9 protein-coding genes are annotated in these 19,039 nt (G+C 60.0%); 7 read left to right on the forward strand and 2 right to left on the reverse strand.

The window, feature by feature from the left end; translation table 11 throughout:
- Positions 1-73: 73 nt before the first annotated feature.
- Positions 74-940 (reverse strand): ThuA domain-containing protein, encoded by an 867-nt coding sequence (locus tag SH292x_RS15210; RefSeq protein ID WP_442481863.1) that lies wholly within the window; start codon positions 938-940, stop codon positions 74-76.
- Between the two features lie 93 nt (positions 941-1,033).
- Between SH292x_RS15210 and SH292x_RS15215 the strand changes: the two genes are divergently transcribed.
- From SH292x_RS15215 to SH292x_RS15230, 4 genes are all read left to right on the forward strand, one after another.
- The gene (locus tag SH292x_RS15215) at positions 1,034-1,768 is read left to right on the forward strand and encodes a peroxiredoxin-like family protein (protein WP_442481864.1); all 735 of its coding nucleotides are present in this window, start codon (positions 1,034-1,036) and stop codon (positions 1,766-1,768) included.
- A 379-nt stretch (positions 1,769-2,147) separates the two neighbouring features.
- The gene (locus SH292x_RS15220) at positions 2,148-6,470 is read left to right on the forward strand and encodes a beta strand repeat-containing protein (protein ID WP_442481865.1); all 4,323 of its coding nucleotides are present in this window, start codon (positions 2,148-2,150) and stop codon (positions 6,468-6,470) included.
- Positions 6,471-6,572: 102 nt separating this feature from the next.
- The gene (locus tag SH292x_RS15225; protein WP_442481866.1) at positions 6,573-10,811 is read left to right on the forward strand and encodes a beta strand repeat-containing protein; all 4,239 of its coding nucleotides are present in this window, start codon (positions 6,573-6,575) and stop codon (positions 10,809-10,811) included.
- Positions 10,812-10,984: 173 nt separating this feature from the next.
- Complete coding sequence (locus SH292x_RS15230) at positions 10,985-14,248, forward strand: beta strand repeat-containing protein (RefSeq protein ID WP_442481867.1); 3,264 nt, start codon at positions 10,985-10,987, stop codon at positions 14,246-14,248.
- Here SH292x_RS15230 and SH292x_RS15235 read toward each other — a convergent pair.
- Complete coding sequence (locus SH292x_RS15235; protein WP_442481868.1) at positions 14,196-15,917, reverse strand: ABC transporter ATP-binding protein; 1,722 nt, start codon at positions 15,915-15,917, stop codon at positions 14,196-14,198. The genes SH292x_RS15230 and SH292x_RS15235 overlap by 53 nt on opposite strands.
- A gap of 694 nt (positions 15,918-16,611) precedes the next feature.
- Here SH292x_RS15235 and SH292x_RS15240 point away from each other — a divergent pair.
- The 3 genes from SH292x_RS15240 to SH292x_RS15250 are packed head-to-tail and all read left to right on the forward strand — an operon-like array spanning position 16,612 to position 19,004.
- A complete protein-coding gene (locus SH292x_RS15240) occupies positions 16,612-17,568 on the forward strand; it encodes a DUF1559 family PulG-like putative transporter (RefSeq protein WP_442481869.1) in 957 nt (318 codons plus the stop codon).
- Positions 17,568-18,350, forward strand: a complete 783-nt coding sequence (locus SH292x_RS15245; protein ID WP_442481870.1) for a polyphosphate polymerase domain-containing protein — start codon at positions 17,568-17,570, stop codon at positions 18,348-18,350. The genes SH292x_RS15240 and SH292x_RS15245 overlap by 1 nt, the downstream gene beginning before the upstream one ends.
- A complete protein-coding gene (locus tag SH292x_RS15250) occupies positions 18,351-19,004 on the forward strand; it encodes a DUF4956 domain-containing protein (protein ID WP_442481871.1) in 654 nt (217 codons plus the stop codon).
- Positions 19,005-19,039: the final 35 nt, after the last annotated feature.

Consider the following 19,039-nt stretch of genomic DNA (forward strand, 5'->3'; position numbering starts at 1 on the left):
TTCTACCCGCTTAGTGGTTTTCACGGATCGGGATGTCGTGCACGGCCTAGCCTGCCCCTAAAAGGAGCCGGTTTCACTCGTCCACCCGCGCATCCAGCCACACCAGATCATTGAACCGATCGACATTCCGCCCCCCTGACCACGCAATGCCACGTAGCAGCAGCAACCTAAACGCGGGGTCGTCGAAGGTCCACATGAAATGGGCGGGGATGGAAACGAATGCGCGGCCGCCGTTCTTTTCGTAGGTCCAGAACTGCGGGGTTGCTTCGCCCTCTTCTTCGCTGGTTCCCAACAGGCCGATCTTGCTCGCGTCGCCGCGGAGTCGCCAGTAGGATTCGTCGTGAAGGTTCAATCGTTCGAAGTTGCGAGTGATCGGGTGTTCGCGACCAGCGGAGAAGTCGATGTCGAGCGGGCCATGGCGATAACCGACGGCGCCGGCTTTGGAGGCGAGTCCAATTCGCTCGGCGAGTTCCACTGCGCGGTCTTCGCCGTTCACGGCCCAGTGGATGATAACGAGACCTCCACCACGCGAGAGAAACTTGTCGATGAGTGCGGCCCGCTCGGCGTTCCAAGTGCCCTTCTGATAGAACACCATCACGTCGGCTTGTTCTGCTTCCTCTGCGGTGGGAAACATCCAGGCGGTCTTCACTTCCGTGTTCGGAGCCTTACCGAGGAGCCGGCTCCAGACTTCTTGCCACGCGGGGTAATCGTGCTCGCCTTTGCCATGATCCTTCGGACCCGCAACGAGCAGCACGCGGAGTGATTTCGCGGAGTCGTCTGTTTCGTCCGCGCCGGTGAGTAGCTTCTCGACTTGCGCCCGACTTCGCGCCGCGGGGGGCGGGCCATCGGCGTAAGTCGGCATGCGGTAGGAAGGTTCCACACCGCAGGCAAATTGGGATGCCGCGAGAATAGTGGCCACGAACACAAGCTGGCGGTACATTGAGCTACTCCTACGTGATTCAACTCACCAAGTGGCGATTATAGTCCCGCCGCGCACCTCCAGTCCAACACCTTAACGCCGGAGTTCACACCGATGCCCGCTCGAAGCTACTGGATGTTCTTCGCCTGTGTCCTTGTCGCATCCACCTCGTTCGCGGCAGAGCCCGAGGAACCAACGCTCAACGAGCAACTCGAAGAGCTGAGCGAGCAGTCTAAACAGAGGGTTCCCGAGCCAATGCTTCGGACCTTTCAACAGGCGATTGAGGAAGTTCGTGAATCGGGCATCGAAGACAAGGCGATGCAGGTGGACGACAAAGCCCCAGACGCCACGCTCGAATCGTGGGATGGAAAGAAGGTGACGCTCAGCGATCTCTGGAAAGAGAAACCGCTGGTACTCGTCTGGTATCGCGGTGGCTGGTGTCCTTATTGCAATCTGCAACTGCGGGCCATGCAGAAGAAACTGGAAGCCCTTGGCGGCGCGGGTGGTCAACTCGTGGCCATTAGCCCCGAGCTGCCGGAAAACGCCAAGAAGACGGCGGAACAGAATAAGTTAAGTTTCCCCGTGTTGTGGGATAAAGAAAGCAAGATTGGCAAGGAGTACGGCATTGTGTTCGAGCTGCCCGATGCAATCGCCCCCATGTACCGCGATCGATTGCAGCTTCCGAAGGTCAATGGGTACGAGAAGCTTGAGCTCCCACTGTCGGCGACCTACGTAATCGACCGCGACGGGGTAATCCGCCACGCCTTCCTCGACGCCGACTACACCAAGCGGGCGGAGCCGCAGCAGATCATCGACATGGTTGAGCGGTTATCCAAGCCGCAGCCGTAGGGGACTCGATTCGAAGTGCAAAGTGGTCACCGAGCTCCACGCCCTGCCTTTCCCCGCATGAGTGGTGGAAAATTACCCCTACTTCCCGGCATTCGGAGGTTGATTCGCCCCCCTTATCCATTGCGTTTTCGGCTTTCCGAAACTATGGTAACCGGTTGCAGCCGGGGCCCGGCGGCGACTTGTTCGCCTTCCGGGGGGGTTGCTCGGCCGCAAGGGATTGTGTCTCGCGTGCCGTGGTGCCTTCTTGTGATTCGCCGGCCGGGATGTGCCGGGCGAGTTCCAGACTACTCCTCTTGGGTGGGGTGTTTCGATGCGGCCGTATTGCGCTCGGTTCGTGGGGATGGTATGCGCGTTGGTAGCGCTGCTCACAGTCCATCCAATGGCAATTGCCCTTGATCGTACATGGATCGGTGGAAACGTCGACTGGGTGGATGCGGGCTCGTCTGCCAACTGGACCCCCGCCGACGAACCCGACTCGGACGACACCGCGATCTTCAACACCAGCAACTCGGTAAGCCTAGGTTCGAACAACGCGGTGAACGGCCTTACGTTGTCCGGCGGCATCGACCTGTTCACGAACGAGTTTGACCTCGCAGTCGATGGCCTGGTGCAACTGTCGGGGGCTAGCACTTTTCTGACAGTTAACGAAGCAGCGGGCAGCGTTACTGCCGACGATGTCTTGATTAACTCGGGGAGCTTTCTAGAGCTTGCGGGCGGTGAATTGGTGATGGACGAGGAGGTCGGCTCGGCTCTGATCGACCTGAACGTAGGGGGAACACTACAAGGCACCGGCATCATCACTTTCGCCGACAATCCCGGCGTGGCGTCACTGTTGCTGGTGAACGATGGCACGCTGACGGCCCTCTCGCGCCCCGCGATCATCTTCTCACCACCCCCTGTGGGAACGCTCACGATTTCGGACGTCGGCGTCAATGGTCGCATTGATCTCGACGGCACCGGCGAAGCCGGCATTGTCAATGTTAATCGGAATCAAAGTCTAATTACGGAGATTCCGTTGTTCGACACCTTCAACGGAACATTGAACTTATTCCACAACTCAACCTTTCAATTCGACTCTACGTTCACGCTCGGAACGGGGGGTTCCATAGCTGTGAACAATGGATTCGTCGATGGTGGATTGTTCGACGACACGCTGGCCGACATCTCCTATATCGATAGCGCCCAACTGTCTCAGAGTGGTGGAACCATCAACGTAGCGGATACCGATGGTACGCTGCAGATCGATGCTGCGTTTACGATGAGCGGTGGCACGTTTACCAACAGCGGCACCGCCATCTTCAACGGCGTTACCAGCATCACCACAGCATCTGGCTACAGTCCCGCTAGTCTCAACGCCCAGACAATTGTCAACGCCAACTTCACCATCAACGACGGCACGACCAACTTCAACTGGGACGGCAACGGTGCCGCCGATACCACGGTAAACAATGGCAGCCTTTTGTCGATTACCGCCATGCAGATCGACACCGGCGATAACACCTTCGGTGGCGATATCACTCTGAACGACGCGAGCGATCTCACCGTCAATGTCACAGGCACTACCTGGACATTGGCAGGGGCGCTCCACAAGAACGACGCCGGCGTCTCCGTCGTCAGCGGCGACCGAATCGTGATCGCAGGAGCCGTGAACGTTAACGAAGGCACGCTCGACATGCCCGCCGTGACGACCTCCGCGAGTGCGGCCATAGATGTTGTCGGCACGCTCACGCTAGGAAGCGCATCGGAATTCGCCGGGGGAGATATCGACGGCATGGGGCTCTTGCGAATGGAGGGGACTTCCACGGTAACAGCCGACACGGTGATCTCGGTCGACACGTTCGACTGGGACGGTCTGGGTACTGGGACGACGCATACGATCAACAGCGGGGTTACCTTTGCTGTCTCGACTTTGACCATGGACAGTGATGGCGACATGGACGACCCCATCACGCTGGCTGGTGCCGACTCGGCACTGCTGGTCAATGCGCTCAGCGAGTGGACCATGACCGCGGCGATCAACTCGAACAACGCCGGCGTCGGCACAGCATTGATTGGCGGCGCCTCGCGGATGATACTCAGTGGTGCGGGGGCAGTTTTCAATGTTAATGGCGATACGAACGTCGGTGGCGCCATCACCTACGGCCCCGCCTCGACGACGAGCATTGACGCTGGTTTTACCTTGGATTCCGTTGGGGCCCCCACGCCAATCTACGCGGGCGGCACCATCACGGGGGCCGGGACCTACTCGCCCGGGTCCACCAACTCAGTGACCGCAAATTCGACCATCAGTGTCGCCTCGTTCGCCTTCGACGGTGGAACTTGGACCATCGAGCCAGGGGCAATGCTCACCGTGAACGTCACCGATTACGACACCGTGGGCGTCAATTCCTTCACCAACACGATCACGCTCAACAATGGCGACATCAGTGTGACGACGGGCGACGCCGAGTTCATTATGAACGGTGTGTTGAATATGAACTCGTCGGAACCGGGGGAAATCACCCTCTGGACCGGCGAGCCTTTGGATATTGGCAACGACGTGGGAGCCGTGGATGCGGACCTAAACGTCACAGGAACCCAGCAATCGCAGATCGGGGCGCCCGTCGACTTCAATTCCGACGCGGATGTCGACATAGCCGCTGGAGCCACGTTAAGTCTGCTTGCGAGCGCCGACTTTAACACGGTCAACGGCTTGAACAACGCCCAGTTCACAGGTGCCGGACGAATCAATTTTAGCGGTGTCGTCAACGTCAACGAGGCCGTCACGTTTGACATGGTTGGCGGCCAGGTTGATCTCGATGGGTTGGACTCGGTTGGCGACTTGGTCAACGTCGACGCGCCGCTGACCATCAACGCCAAGACGCTTGCAGACTTCGGTCGCCTTAACGGCGGTGGTGGTGTCAACACGCTTGACATCAACAACAGCGTCGGTACGGGTGTGCTCACGGTGAACCTCGATGACCCATCCGCGAAGTGGACACTCAACGGCCCCGGCCAGATGAACCTGGTGAACGACAACACCGACGCCACCCTGCTCGCTGGCAGCGATGTGAACATCAACGGCACGCTTAACGTGACTGGCGATGTTCGCACGACGGCCCGACTCGACATCGCAGGGAACGTCAACATCAACACCGCCGGTCAACCGCTACGACTTAGTGGCGGCGACAACATGAGCGATTTCAACACGATTGTTGGTGGCACCATCAGCGGCGCGGGCATCTTGGGCGCCGACGATGGCAAAGCCCTCGTCGGGTTCGGCACGATTAACACGAGCATTGACTTTGATGCCGCATCGAATCTGTTCGCCGACAATGGCACATTGACCATCGCCGGCGCTATCGTCGATGTCGCCCGCATCGGAACGAATGACGTTGATGGCGTGCTTAACGTCGTCAACGCCTGGAATACTGTTGTCGCGAGTTTCGTCACCCTCGAAGGGGGGACGATCCAGGGCGGGACAATGACGATCGACAATGGCAATGGGGTCTCGGGGGAAGGCTTGGTTGCCTCGCGCGTCATCAATAACACACGTCTTCGGGCCTCAGGTGGCGTACTCGTTGCACAGACGGCTGGCAACGACAACGACTGGGATGGTGCTGCCGGGGCCGGCGTGCTCGCAGCGATTAATGTCGGAACGCTCGAATTGCGCGACGTAGGTGCGGCCTTTGGCTTTACGGGCACCGTCGAAGCATCAACAGGCAGTCGGGTTTTTGCCAATGGTTTTGCCTTGGACTTCAACCCGGGATCTACGCTCGACTTGACCGGTGCGACCTACGAGGCGACCAGCAGCACGGATATCGGCGGGACCGTTACCATCGGTTCAGGAGTGGCATCGACCATCAAGGTCCAAAACAACTTCTTCCTCACCTTCGAAACTGGTAGCGCAACTACGCTCGATGGAAACCTTCAGCTCCAAAACAACAATATCAACATCGAGGCCGGTGCCACGTTCAGCGGCGCTGGCGCTTTGGTAATCGACGAGCCCAGCCACGCGGTGCTTGATAACGGCTCGACCGTGAACGTCCTGCTCGTTAACGAGGGGGCCATTCGCCCGGGAAACTCCGAGGGCATTGGTACCGCAACGGTTAAAGACTACAGCCAAGCGAGCACCGGCGAGCTCTTTGTCGAAGTTGCAGGCACGCTCCCCAATCAGTTCGATCGTATCCAGACGTCCGGCGTCGCGCAGGTCGATGGCTATCTCAACATCGACATCGATGGGGGCTTCGTCCCCGTCATTGGCAACACCTTTGATATTATCTCCACGGTGTTTGGCGTTTCGGGATCGTTCGACACCATCGACTCGTCGGGCATGCCGGCTGGTGTGGCGTTTGCGGTCAGTTACTTGCCAAACGCGGTCCGGCTGACCGCCGTTGCCAAACCGCTCTTCGAAGCCGACTTCGACGAGGATGGCGACGTCGACGCCACTGACTACGTCATTTGGAAAGGTGCCTTCGGCCTCAACCAACTTGGGGACGCCAATGGCGACAACATCACCAACATCGCGGACTACACGGTGTGGCGCGATCAACTGGGGTCAGGGCCCATGGTTGGTCCCGGCTCCTTGGTTGGGGCCTCGCAAGTGCCGGAACCTGGCGCGGCACTACTGGGTATCGCGGCGATTGTTGGCTTGTGCGGAGTCGTACGAAGGTGCCCGCGAGTTCGATTCAATTCAGGCCCAGGAAGACCGTCCGCAGCGTGAGTCCCTACTCAGCGTGATAGGGAGCACGCGACACGTTCATCTTCCTCCGCACGACAGGCGAAGCGTTCGTTCTAACCAAATCACCTCCTTGCGGATTGCAAAATGAATCAGCGAACTCTCGCCCGTATCGAAAAGTTTCACGGGATGCGTCGTACTCTAACTTTCTCGTTTGCGTTGACGCTCGTGGTCTTGGCGACGATCGGCACCTCCGCCCGAGCGGAGCAAGAGCTCTGGTACGGCACCTTCAGTAGCGATTGGTGGACCGCCGGTAACTGGTTGGGGATCGGGATACCCGAACCGACGGATACGGTCTTCTTTGGCAGCCATAGCCACATTCTGCGGGCCACGGTCAACCTTGATGCCGACGCCACCATCTTGGGGTTGAACACTAGCTATCACCCGCCAGACATGGAGTATGTCTTTCAGCGCACTAATAATTCGGTGCTGACGGTCACGGGTAGTTCCGAATTCGACAACCTCGCTTCGGGAATCCCCAACTCCGTGACGTTGAACGGCTTTCACCTGAACACGAGCAACCTCAGCGTCCAAGGATTCACGCGACTCAACGTGCAGAACAACGCGCGAGTGGTGTTCACGAACATTCTCTCCATCGACCCAGCGGCGGAGCTGAGCGTCACCACCGGAACGCTGGAGATGGGGTTTGAATCGCGAGCTGAAATATCCGGGAAATTAAGCATCGGCCAGAATACGACGCTCGGACAAAGAACGCTTATTCGGGCTTTAGCGCCGACCAGCTTGGTGTCCATCAATAACGGGTTCAACTTCAACAACGCTTCCGAGGTGCTCATCGCCAACGGGGCCGATGTCTTCGGTAATGGGTATATTGACATCGGCAACACGGGCTCCAGCACCGTTAGCATCAAAGGCGCCGGTAGCACGTGGACAGCGGGCGGCACGAGTGACTGGGGCCGAACCCCAACGGGTAATGCAACGGTTAAGCTGGAGAACGGCGGGCAGGCGACGCTTTTTAATCTTCGCATGGGCGAAGGCGGTGGAACCTCGTCCGTCACCGTCACCCAAGGAGCCTATCTAACCGTGGACGGCGCCTTCACCGCGGGGGGCACCGCAGCCGATCGAATCGTCCTTCTAAACGCCGGTAATCCGGCTCTTTTTGGCAACGAGAACTTCGTCACCTTCAATGGCACGAGTACGTTCAACAACAAGGCCGTTCTGGACTCCGACCTCAATTCAACGATTAGCTTCAATCAGAACGCCACCTTCAACGAGGGGAGCCGATTCGAACGAGCCTTCGGCAGCACGCTCAACATCGCCAGCGGCAAGAAGCTGATTATTAACGAAGGCGTGTATCAGGACTCGAACACCGGCGGGCAGGAACTCGCTGCTGGCGCCGGCATCGAAGTCCGCGGCACCTTAGCCCGGTTCAACGTGGCCGACAACTTCGATATCGGCGCAGGCTCGCTGCTGGTCGAGTTGAACGGCCAGGTCAACTCGCCCAGCGAGGCCACTATCACCGACTGGGGCTCCGCACCGTTGGACGTGATGACCGCCGACATTCGAACGGGGGGGCGGGTCAACATCGGCGACCTCCGCATTGCTTCCGCGGGATCGGCGACCGTCAACATCGCCTCGGGAGGGCAACTTAACCCCCGCAATCTCGTTACCGGCGGCCAGCCAGGAGCTTCCGCCAACCTGTTCTTCGACGGCGGTCAGGCGAACATCTCGGGCGACGCGAATCTTGGGCAAGGAACGGTATTCACGATCAGCGATCCCGTTGGCGACTTTTCGGCGCAAACCGGCAACGTAGCGATCGTCGGCGACCTGAATCTCACCGGCAACGCCCAGCTGGCCACCGTGGGTGTCGATCCGGGACTCAACATTCTGGGGAATCTCAACACCGGCACTGGCACGCAAATCCAAACCGGTGGTAACACGTTCTTCGGCGTCGGGCAGTCGGCCACGCTGAATGGCGGCACCGTGTCGCTCCTCGGCGCCTCGAAGATGAACGTCACCGACAACCTCACCCTCGGCGTCGTCGGCGGCGGAGCGGGCAGCCTCACCATCAATCCCGGTACGCGTCTCAACGTCGGCGACTTGGCCTCCACTATTGTCGACAACAGCTACAGCTACGTTGAAGACTCGAGCAGCAACGCCACTAACGGCGGAACCATCTTCGTCCGCAACGGCGCCACGCTCACCAACAGCAATTCGGGTTTCAGCGTCGGCGAAAACGCTGGGAAGAGCGGCCGCATCGTGGTCTTTGGCACCGGCTCGACCGTCAATGACACGACGACCTACCTCGGCTACGCAGGCACAGGAACCCTCAACATCGATAGCGGTGGAAAGTACGTCTCCGACGGTGCGGAGCTTGGTACCGCAGGCGGCGCGGCGGTCGTCACGATCGACGGAGCCGGCAGCCGGATGAAGGCCAACCGCGGTCTCCGGATCGAAGGGAACGGTAGCTCGATCACTACCACCGCTGGTGGAGCGGTCCAGGTGGGCAACAGCACCTCCGGGCCGTTCGCCACCGATCGATTGATTGTCGGCGACAGCACTGCCAATGCCGCGGGCCACCTCATCGTCTCCAGCGGCAGCAGGCTCAACCACCATTCGGTAGCCCCCATTGCTCCCAACGCCAATACCTCCGGCACGGTCGTCGTCACCGGCGAGAATTCTCGCTTCGACGTCGGCGGTATTCTTTTCTTAGGTTTCACCGGCGGCAGCGGCGATCTCCAGGTGCTGGCCGGCGGACGCGTCGGAGCACCGCTAGTCGACATCTCCGGATCCACCCCGGCCAGTCAAAGCAAGATCACCGTGAGCGGACCAAGCTCGCTGCTCGCCGTCGGCGACGCGATCAAAGTCGGCAACGAAGGCTTCGGCGCGATCAACATCCAGAACGGCGGTGCGGTCACCTCTCTCAACACCAATGCGGGCCTCGGCGAAACCGGCTCGGGCGCCATCAACATCGACGGTGCCAACAGCGTGCTGCGGGCTACGAGCAACCTCGGGCTGGACCGTGCCAGTTCCCTCACCCTCACCAGCGGCGGCAGTCTCGCCGTGGGGGATGGCTCCGGTCCGCTCCCCAACGGCATCACCGTAGCTGACAACGACCCCATCTCTGCCGACGCAGGTGGACTGCTCACCATCGCCAGCGGCAGCACCGTCACCACGCCGGGGCTAGTTTTTCTGTCGCGCGACAACTCGCAAACGGGCCGCTTGGTCGTAACCGGGGCTGGTTCGATGCTTACCGCGGACACGGTCTTTGTTGCCGAGCGGGGCCGCGGCGTCGCCATCATCGAGGCCGGCGGCAAGATCAACGCCACCGGCCAGTTTCAGGTAGGATCCGAAGCAGGGGGGCACGGCACGGCGGCCATCACCGGTGACGGCTCGGTAGTGACCACCGATTTCTTGACCGTCGGATTGTTCAGTGAGGGCGAATTGGAGATCGAGAACGGCGGCAAGACTGTTGCCAACGTCACCAACATCGGCCAATTCGCCGGCGGTGCCGGTGTGATCGTGGTCCGCGGGACCAACTCTCGATTGGAAGTCACCAACACCCTGACGGTAGGCAATCTGGGCACCGGCTCACTGAATGTCAACTCGGGAGGCGTAGCAACCGCCGCCAACGTCACGGTCAACGGCGCAAGCACCATGAACGTATCGGGGTCGAGCGTCGTGCAGTCCAGTATCGACAACCGCGGGCTGTTGAGCGTGTTTGACTCGTCAGTCACAGGAGGTGTAACGCTGCGGGACGACTCGACCATGTCTTTCGACAACGCAACAATTGGCTCGCTCACGCAACAGGCCGGCGCCGACCTCCTCGTGAACCTGCGAAGCACTAGCGACTTCGACAACTTGAATGTCACGGGGGCTGCCAGTTTCGCGGGCGATTTGACCGTGTCGCTGGGGATTGGCTTGGTGCCCACTGCCGGGCAGTCGTTCGACGTCTTTGATTGGGGTTCCATCACTGGAACCTTCGCCAACCTAACGCTACCCACCCTCGCCGGCAGCTTGGCGTGGAACACCACGCAGCTCTACACAACTGGCGTTCTCAGCATCACCGGCCCCGGCACCCCCGGTGACTACAACAGCGATGGCCTCGTGAATCTTGCCGACTACACCGTATGGCGCGACAACCTGGGGGCGAGCGTCACGCTGCCGAACGACTCCACGCCCGGCTCCGTCACTGGCAACGACTATGGTGTGTGGAAAACCAATTTCGGCAGCTCGGCGGGCCCAGGAGACTTGGAAGCAATCGGCGGGAACCAAGTGCCTGAACCGGGAAGCCTGGTAATCGCGCTGGTGCTGTTAGGTTTTCTCGGGCGGATGAGTGCGCATTCGGCGGAAGCGCAGCGAGTGTGAATAGTTGCTGCTATGGGAATTACTTCGTCCTGCAGCTTTAGGGGCGCGGAATCTTCATAGAGAGCGGAACTCAGAGGTAACGTCTTGGGTCGAGCCCTATTCCTCCGGATGCAAACTCTCGAGCAACCGCTCCCCTACTTGTATTAAGTATCAGCCAACCCATAGGTTTCCCTGTGCTAATCACCATCGACAAATACAACTCGTCTCTCCGCGTCACATGGGCCCGCGTCCTTGCCGTACTTCTCGCCGCTCTCGCGGCGTCGGTCCCGCAGCAGGCACCAGCGTACTGGCTGGGCACGATTTCCGGTGACTGGAACTTCGGCGGAAACTGGCTCGGGTTTTCCCAGCCCGGTCCCTCGGACGCGGCTGAGTTCCCAAGGTTAAACGGCTTCCCCACGATCCTCCGGTCGGCGGTCGACCTCTCGGCAAATACGACCGTTGCGTCGATGGCCGTTGACGGCGACCTCCAATCCGTGGGGCCTTACACCTTCACCCGAACCAACAACGCCGTCCTGACCGTCAACGGCTTGACCCGACTGGGTAGTAATAGCGGTTCGCCCTTCTCCACGACCACCTTCAATGGCTTTCAGCTAAACACCAATAACCTGACACTCTTAGGTGCGGCCACTGGCGTCCTGACCGGCGGCGCGGACTTCACTTCCAGCGGCGTCGTCGAACTCTACAACACCTCAAAACTCACCCTCAACAGCGGCACGCTCAACGCCGCCGGCGGGGTCAATCTCTTTGACGGCGCGGTCCTGCAGATCGACTCGGGCGGCACGCTGAACATGAACTCCGGCACGACGATGAACCTCCACGGTGCGACGTCGCGGCTTCAGCTCAACAAAGGCTTCGCCTTCAGCCCCGGCACGACCATCAACACCTCCAACGGAGGCTTCACGCCCGGGGCCGACATCGTCGGCACGAGCTTTATCGATATCGGCAACGGTGGCGCGAACACCGTTAATCTCAACGGCGCGGGGACCACGTTCACGGCCGCTGGCTCGACCGTCAGCGACTGGGGCCTCGGCGCGAGCGGATCGGCGACCGTCAATCTCAGCAACTCAGCGATCGCCAACGTCCAAAAACTCAACATCGCCAACGGATCGGGCAACGCCTCGATCAACGTCAACTCCAGTTCGCAGCTCAACATCGGACAGACGCTGTTGATGGGGGGCGGCGCGAGCGGTCGGTTCATCGGTATGAGCATCAACGGCGGCACCGTCGACGTCACCGGCGCGGCCACCTACAACGACTTCGCCGACACCGACCTCATCAGCGGCACGCTCCGCTACCGCGCCGGCGCAACGATCAACGCGCTGGCTCGACTCGACATCACCGGCGGAACGCTCGACACCACCAACCAAACGCTCACCGTCAACGGCGGCACTCTCACAAGCACCACGACTGGCGCGCTCAGCAGCAACTCGGCACTGATCGTCCAAGGGGGCGGCACGGCGTCGTTCGCCGGCTTCTTCGACATCGGTAGCGGCAACCTCGCCGGGCTGACCGTCACGGGCAACGGCTCGACCTACAGCGCCGGCGGCCTGAGCGACTGGGGCCGCGGTGCATCCGGTGAGGCAGTCGTCGGCATCAACTCAAACGCCATCGCCACGCTCGATAGTCTCCGCATCGGCACAGACAACGGCACGGCCAGCGTGACCGTCACCAGCGGTGCTCAACTCCGGCCCGCCGGGCTGACCGTCGGCGGAGGATCGAACAACCGCACCGTCAACCTCACCGTGAGCGGCGGCACGCTCTCGGTCACCGACCCCAACAGCATCACCACCTTCAACGACAAGGCTGTGCTCAATCTGCAGTCTGGCACGTTCGACCCCAAGGGGAACGTCACGTTCTTCGCCGGCGCGGTAGCCAACATCTCGGGCGGCACGTTCCTGACCCCCAGCGGCAAGTTCCTCACCGTCAGCGGCGGATTGATCAACCGCTCTAACCCCGCCTCGTCCGGCATCAGCCCGGGCGCGACGCTCGCGATCAACTCGGCCGGTACGTACGCCAGCGTCGGGAGCTTCAGTGTTGGCGAATTCGGCACGGGGACCATTACGGTCGACGGGGCCAACTCGGTCTTCCGTACGAGCACCAATCTCACGCTCGGCGGATCGACGGCCGGACAAGTCGGAACGGTCACCACCACCAACGGCGGTCGCCTGCACGTCGGCGACGCCGCGAATCAGTCCGGGGTCTTTGCGGCCAACGACATGTTCGTCAGCGACCTGAACAATCCGGCGAGCGACCAGGGGGGCTTCCTTCGCGTCTCGAATGGCAGCGCGCTCACGCACGCGGGCAACATCCTCGTCGCCAGTCAAGCCAATGAGTTTGGCCAAGTCCGCGTCGACGGCACAAACTCCGAGCTCATCTCGACTGGACTTGCAGTCATCGGCCGCTTTGGCTCGGCAACGCTCGATGTGCTAAATGGCGGCGCGGTCCGATCCGATATCTACGTGCAGAGCTTTGATCCGGGATCGAACTCGACGACGAGCGTCACAGGCGCAGCGAGCTTGCTCGATGTGGCCGGCGATATTGTCGTAGGTCGCGCCGGTGGCGCTTTCCTAGACATCCGGGCGGGTGGCCGAGCAGAATCGGGCGGGACCACTCGGATCGGTGAGATTTCGAGCGCCGGGGCGATCAACGTCACCGGCGCCAACTCGACTCTCGAAGCCGGCACCCAAATCCATATTGGCGTCGGAGGCACCGGCAGGCTCACTGTCAGCGACGGCGGCAACGTCACGACTCCCATCGTGACCGTGGGCGGGGCTAGCGAGTTGAGTGTCCACGACGCATCGGTGACGGGGGATGTGACGCTGCTGGCCAATTCCGTCATGCTCGCCGACAACGCGACGGTCGGACCGCTGACGCAACAAGCGGGTGCCGACCTACAAGTCATCTTGCGGGGTACAAGCGATTTCGACAATCTGCATGTGTTAGGCCCTGCGATTCTTCGTGGCGACCTTCTCGTGTTTCTCGACGAAGGATTTATCCCACAGGCGGGCGACTCGTTTGAGTTCCTCACTTCGTCGGGTGAAATCAGCGCAATCTTCGGCAGCACGAACCTCCCCGCGCTCAGCGGAGGGCTCGAGTGGCAGCTTGATTTCAGTCCCCAGGCACTGACCTTGAACGTCATCGGCGGCCTCCCCGGCGACTACAACAACGACGGCACCGTCAACCTGGCCGACTATACCGTATGGCGTGACAACCTGGGGGCGAGCATCACGCTGCCCAACGACTCCACACCCGGCACCGTAACTGGCGATGATTACACGGTGTGGAAAACTAACTTCGGCAGCGCGGGTGGCCCAGGGGCCTTGGATTCGATCGGCGGGAACCAAGTGCCGGAACCAGGTTCCGTCTTCACGCTACTGGTCCTGCTCAGTTGCCTGATAGCAGCACGTCGCTTTCCATCGCGTTGCGCTGCCGCGTGACCATGTCGTAGTACGCCCCCTGCAAGCTCAACAGCTCGTGGTGCGTGCCGCGTTCGACGATTTGGCCGCGTTCCATCACGAGAATGAGGTCTGCGGCGGCGACTGTCGACAGCCGGTGGGCGATGACGAACGTCGTGCGGGAGTGCATCAATTCGTCGAGCGACTGCTGGATGAGTTGCTCGCTCTCGGTGTCGAGGCTGCTGGTCGCTTCGTCGAGAATCAAAATCTGCGGATCGGCCAGAATCGCCCGGGCAATCGACAGCCGTTGGGCCTGCCCACCCGACAGTCGCACGCCCCGCTCGCCGATCATCGTTTCGTAACCATCGGAGAGGTCGACAATAAACTGATGCGCGTTCGCACGTCGAGCGGCGTCAATTACTTCCTCTTCCGTAGCCTTGGGGTTGCCATACGCAATGTTCTCGTGCACGGTGCCATCGAACAGGAACACCTCTTGCTGCACCACGCCTAAGAGTTGGCGGAAGGAGTTGAGACGATAGTCTCGAAGATCGGTTCCATTGAGCAGAATGCGACCCTCGGTGGGATCGAGGAACCTCGCGATCAGGTCGGTGATGGTCGTTTTGCCCGCCCCGCTGCGACCCACCAGCGCCACGGTGCTGCCACCGGGGACCACGACACTGAAGTCGCGAATCACTGGCAGGCCCTCGTTGTACTCGAAGTCAACGTTCTCGAAGACGATTTCGTCGACTCGCTGAGGTGCTTCCTTGGCGCCAGCGCGGTCCGGCTTGTCGATCGGCGAGTCGATGACCTCGAATACCCGCTCCATGCCGGCCAGCGACCGCTGCGTCTCCGAGAACGTATTGACGATCTGCCACACGGGGTCGAGCAGCATCAGCGTGTACCACTGGAAGGCCATGATATCGCCCACCGTGGTCTTGCCGCCGATCTGCATCGCCCCACCCATCCAGACAATCACGACGTTGGCCGACGCGAGCAGGAAGCCCCAAAAGCTCCAGAGCAAAATCTCACGCCATTGTGCAAAAAGCTGTTCGCGAACGATCAGGTGACGATTGCTGACGTACTCCGCTTCTTCGTTCTTCTCACGCTGGAACGAACGCACGACGCGAATGCCGCCGAAGGTTTCACTCACCCGGGCGTCGCTCGCGGAGTTCTCTTCGCGCATCGCGCGATAGATCGGTCGAACTCGCCTAGCGACGTACAGACTGAGGCCAATCGCCGGCGGCAAGATGGCCATCGCCAAGAGGGCGAGCTTCCAGTTGATGGCGAACAGAATGCCCACGGCGATCAAAAGCCGCACGAGCGAGACGCCCGGCGAGATGATAGCGAGCTGCATCAGCCCGGTCGTCAGGTCGATGTCGCCACTAAGCCGGCTGATGATGCCGCCGGTTTTCATGTCGGTGAGGTCGTTTAGCGGCAGGCCCAGCATTCGCTCGAAGAGCGCCTTGCGGAGCGACATCAGCACGCGGACGTTGAGGATCCGCTGGTAGACGTTCTTCGTCGAGTCGAGCAGCCGGGCCAGAAGGATAATGCCAAGGAACGACGCCCCCGCGATGTTGAGCAGTCGAAGCTTTGCCCCTTGGTCGATCCCTTCGGCCAGGAGCACGTCGTCGATGATATACCGCATGAACAGCGGCTGGAGCATGTCGAGCGCCGCCACCACCAGGGCAAGCAGCATCAGGCCGAGCGCCATCCCTCGGTAGGGGGCTAGCCAGGCAATGTAGTCCCACAGATATCGCCGGCGCTCGTCGCCGGCGGGCCTCGACTTCTTTTCGCGGCGGGCGTCCGAGAGGGTTTTTAATTTACCTTCTCGGTAAGCTTGGTAGAAATCGCGAAACCTTTTGCGGGAAGAACGGTATTTATACACAGGAGATCACGCCCGGTGGCACCGGCCGGCAGGTGAAGAACAGAGAATAACGGTAAGGACGCAGCAATAATACGCATGGCAGGTCGCCTGATAAGCGGTAAACTCCAGAATTTCCAGGGCTTTTCGGCAGCTTCTCGCCGTGAGGGAGATTCGCCCTGCGCCTTGGTTCACGCCGCGCGTGGGTTTGGGTCCCTCCTGGGCGATACGAATCCCCGGGGGTGGGGTGAATCCTCTAACCTTGCTGAGATTGGCCGCCATCGACCGGCACCAGCAGGATGCATGACACTAATGACCCTGTGGCGGACAAGCCACGATAGGGAAGCTTCCAATCACCCCAATCGCGCGGCGCTCACGCCGGGTTAGCTCACAAGGGGAGATTCTCCAAAATAAGTTCCAAAAAACAGGCGAAACTTGCATTGCGAATTGTTAAGATGCAGTGAAGAATTAGACAAAATTCTCGGTAGACGGATAACCGAGTCTCCCGCCAGTCCCCCCTCCCACCCTTCCCACCTACAGGCCGATGCTTAAGAAAACCCCGAAGAATCGCTCGTTTCGCGGCTTTACCTTGGTGGAGTTGCTGGTGGTCATTGCCATCATTGGCATTCTCGTTGCCTTACTTCTGCCGGCAGTTCAGATGGCTCGCGAGTCATCCCGTCGCTCGGCTTGCGCTAACAATCTCCGCCAAGTAGGCCTGGGCATCTTGAATCACGAGAGTGCGCACAAGAAGTTTCCGCCCGGAAAGCGATACTCGGGCCCTCGAAGCAATCCCAATACGTTCGACTACTCCTGGGCGTGCATCATCTTGGGCCACCTCGAGCAACAGGCCCTCTACGATCAAATTGACTTCAAATTCAAGCTGATTTCGCCCCAGAACATGCCGGCAGTGAGCCAGATCATTCCGATCTACCTTTGCCCCAGCGTTTCCAGCTTGGAAGCCCATCGCAGCCCTGAAGGACGCATCCAAAACCTGGGTGGCCAAGAAGGGGAAGGGCTGGCCTGCATCGATTACCTCGGCGTCTCGGGTCCCGATCGCTACAAGGACAACCCCGAGGATAAGCAGCTCTATGGCCCCCAGCGAGGCGTATTGCTCGGTACGAAGGGCCTGGAAAACGAAGACACCATTACCGAACCGCCAGCCATGACGACGAACCGCATCACCGACGGCCTAGCGAACACCCTGATGGTGGTCGAGTGCACCGGGCGTGGCGCCGATGTCAACAGCGATGGCGAAGTCAAAGGCTTGACCGGTGCCTGGGCCCTGGGTGGCAATATCACGCACATCAAGAAGGGTATCAACGACGAGCTTCCCCCCAAGGTGTGGGAGGAGGAACGTGTTTTCTCGGATCACCCTGGTGGTGCTCACGGCCTGGCATGCGATGGGTCGGTGCACTTCATGTCCGAGGACATGGACGCCAAGGACCTTCGTTCTCTGTGCTCCCGCGATGGTGGCGAGACGGGTGTGGGGTTTGATAATTAATGAGCGAGGAACCTCTCAACTTGTCGCAAATGATCGACCTTCAATTGGCCAAAATGACTCCCATTTCGCTCGATGAAATGGACGCCGTCAAGCTGATGGATCGGGTCGATACGAAGTACTTGTCCGACGCCCGCCATCTGCCGCTGCTGCTGACCGAACTAGCGGATCAGTACCGAGTACTTGAAGTCGGTGGGTTTCGGAGAGCCGCCTACACCACGCTGTATTTCGACACCGCCGGTCGCGACTGCTACTTGGCCCACCACAACGGGCGTAGCAATCGCTTTAAATTCCGTCAGCGATATTACGCCACTTCGAACATCTCGTTTTTCGAGGTGAAGCAGAAGACCAACCGCGGCCGGACCATCAAAAAGCGGGTTCCCATCGAGGCGATCACCCAACAATTGACCGATGAGGCCGAGTCGCTCGTCCTGGCCCTTGATCGCCGGGCACCAAAGCTGCTGCCGCAGATGTGGACGCATTTCAGCCGAATAACGCTGGTCGGCCTCGCGGGCATCGAGCGGGTCACCATCGACCTCGATCTGCGTTTTGAGGCGGGTGACCAACTGCGGCAGGTGCCGGGGGCGATGATTGTAGAGGTTAAGCAAGCGCGTGCCACGCGACAATCTCCGATCCGTCAGTGGCTGCGGAAGTCGCACGTTTCGCCAATGCGGGTGAGTAAGTACTGTGTAGGCAGTGCCATGTTGGATCCCACGCTGAAGCGAAACCGTTTCAAGCGCAAACTTAGAGCCCTGGAATCGAAGGTCGGAGAGGTCGCAATCTAAATGGAGCTGCTTGAAGTCCCGCTGTATGACGACGATTTCCTTAAAATGGTTGGCCGCTTCGCGATCAACATGTTCGTTGTCACGATGCTCGTCCGCATTGCTTACTACCGCCGATCGCGAAGTAAAGACTACCTGTTCACGTTCTACATGCTGAGCGCGACGGTCTTTTTCATCTGCTTCACGCTCAAGAAGCTAGAAATCCAAATGGGCATGGCGATGGGCCTGTTCGCCATTTTTGGCGTGCTCCGTTATCGCACCGATACGATGCCCATTCGGGAGATGTCGTACCTTTTCACGGTCATCGGCATTTCGGTAATCAATTCGCTCGCCAATGTTAAAGTAAGCTGGCTGGAATTGATTGCGGCGAATACGGCCATGACCATGCTCCCAGCCTTCCTTGAGTCGATGCCGCTGCTGGCGCAGGAGTCTCGCGAGGAGATTCTCTACGAACGCGTCGATCTGGTGCATCCTAGCCGATACGACGAGCTGATCGCTGACCTTGAGCAGCGAACGGGCGTAAAAATCTCGCGGATTGAACTCGGGCGAATTGACCTGGTGAGCGACTGCGTCTTCATCACGGTTTACTTCTATCCTCACGAGCAAGACTCCACCACCGCCTCGGGCATTGGGATTAGTCGCACGAGCCGAATCTAGTGCTTGGTGTGTCTAGTCAGCACCGCCCAGAAGTC

It is taken from the genome of Aeoliella fuhlenseeensis (assembly GCF_052161615.1).
Taxonomy (GTDB): Bacteria; Planctomycetota; Planctomycetia; order Pirellulales; family Lacipirellulaceae; genus Aeoliella.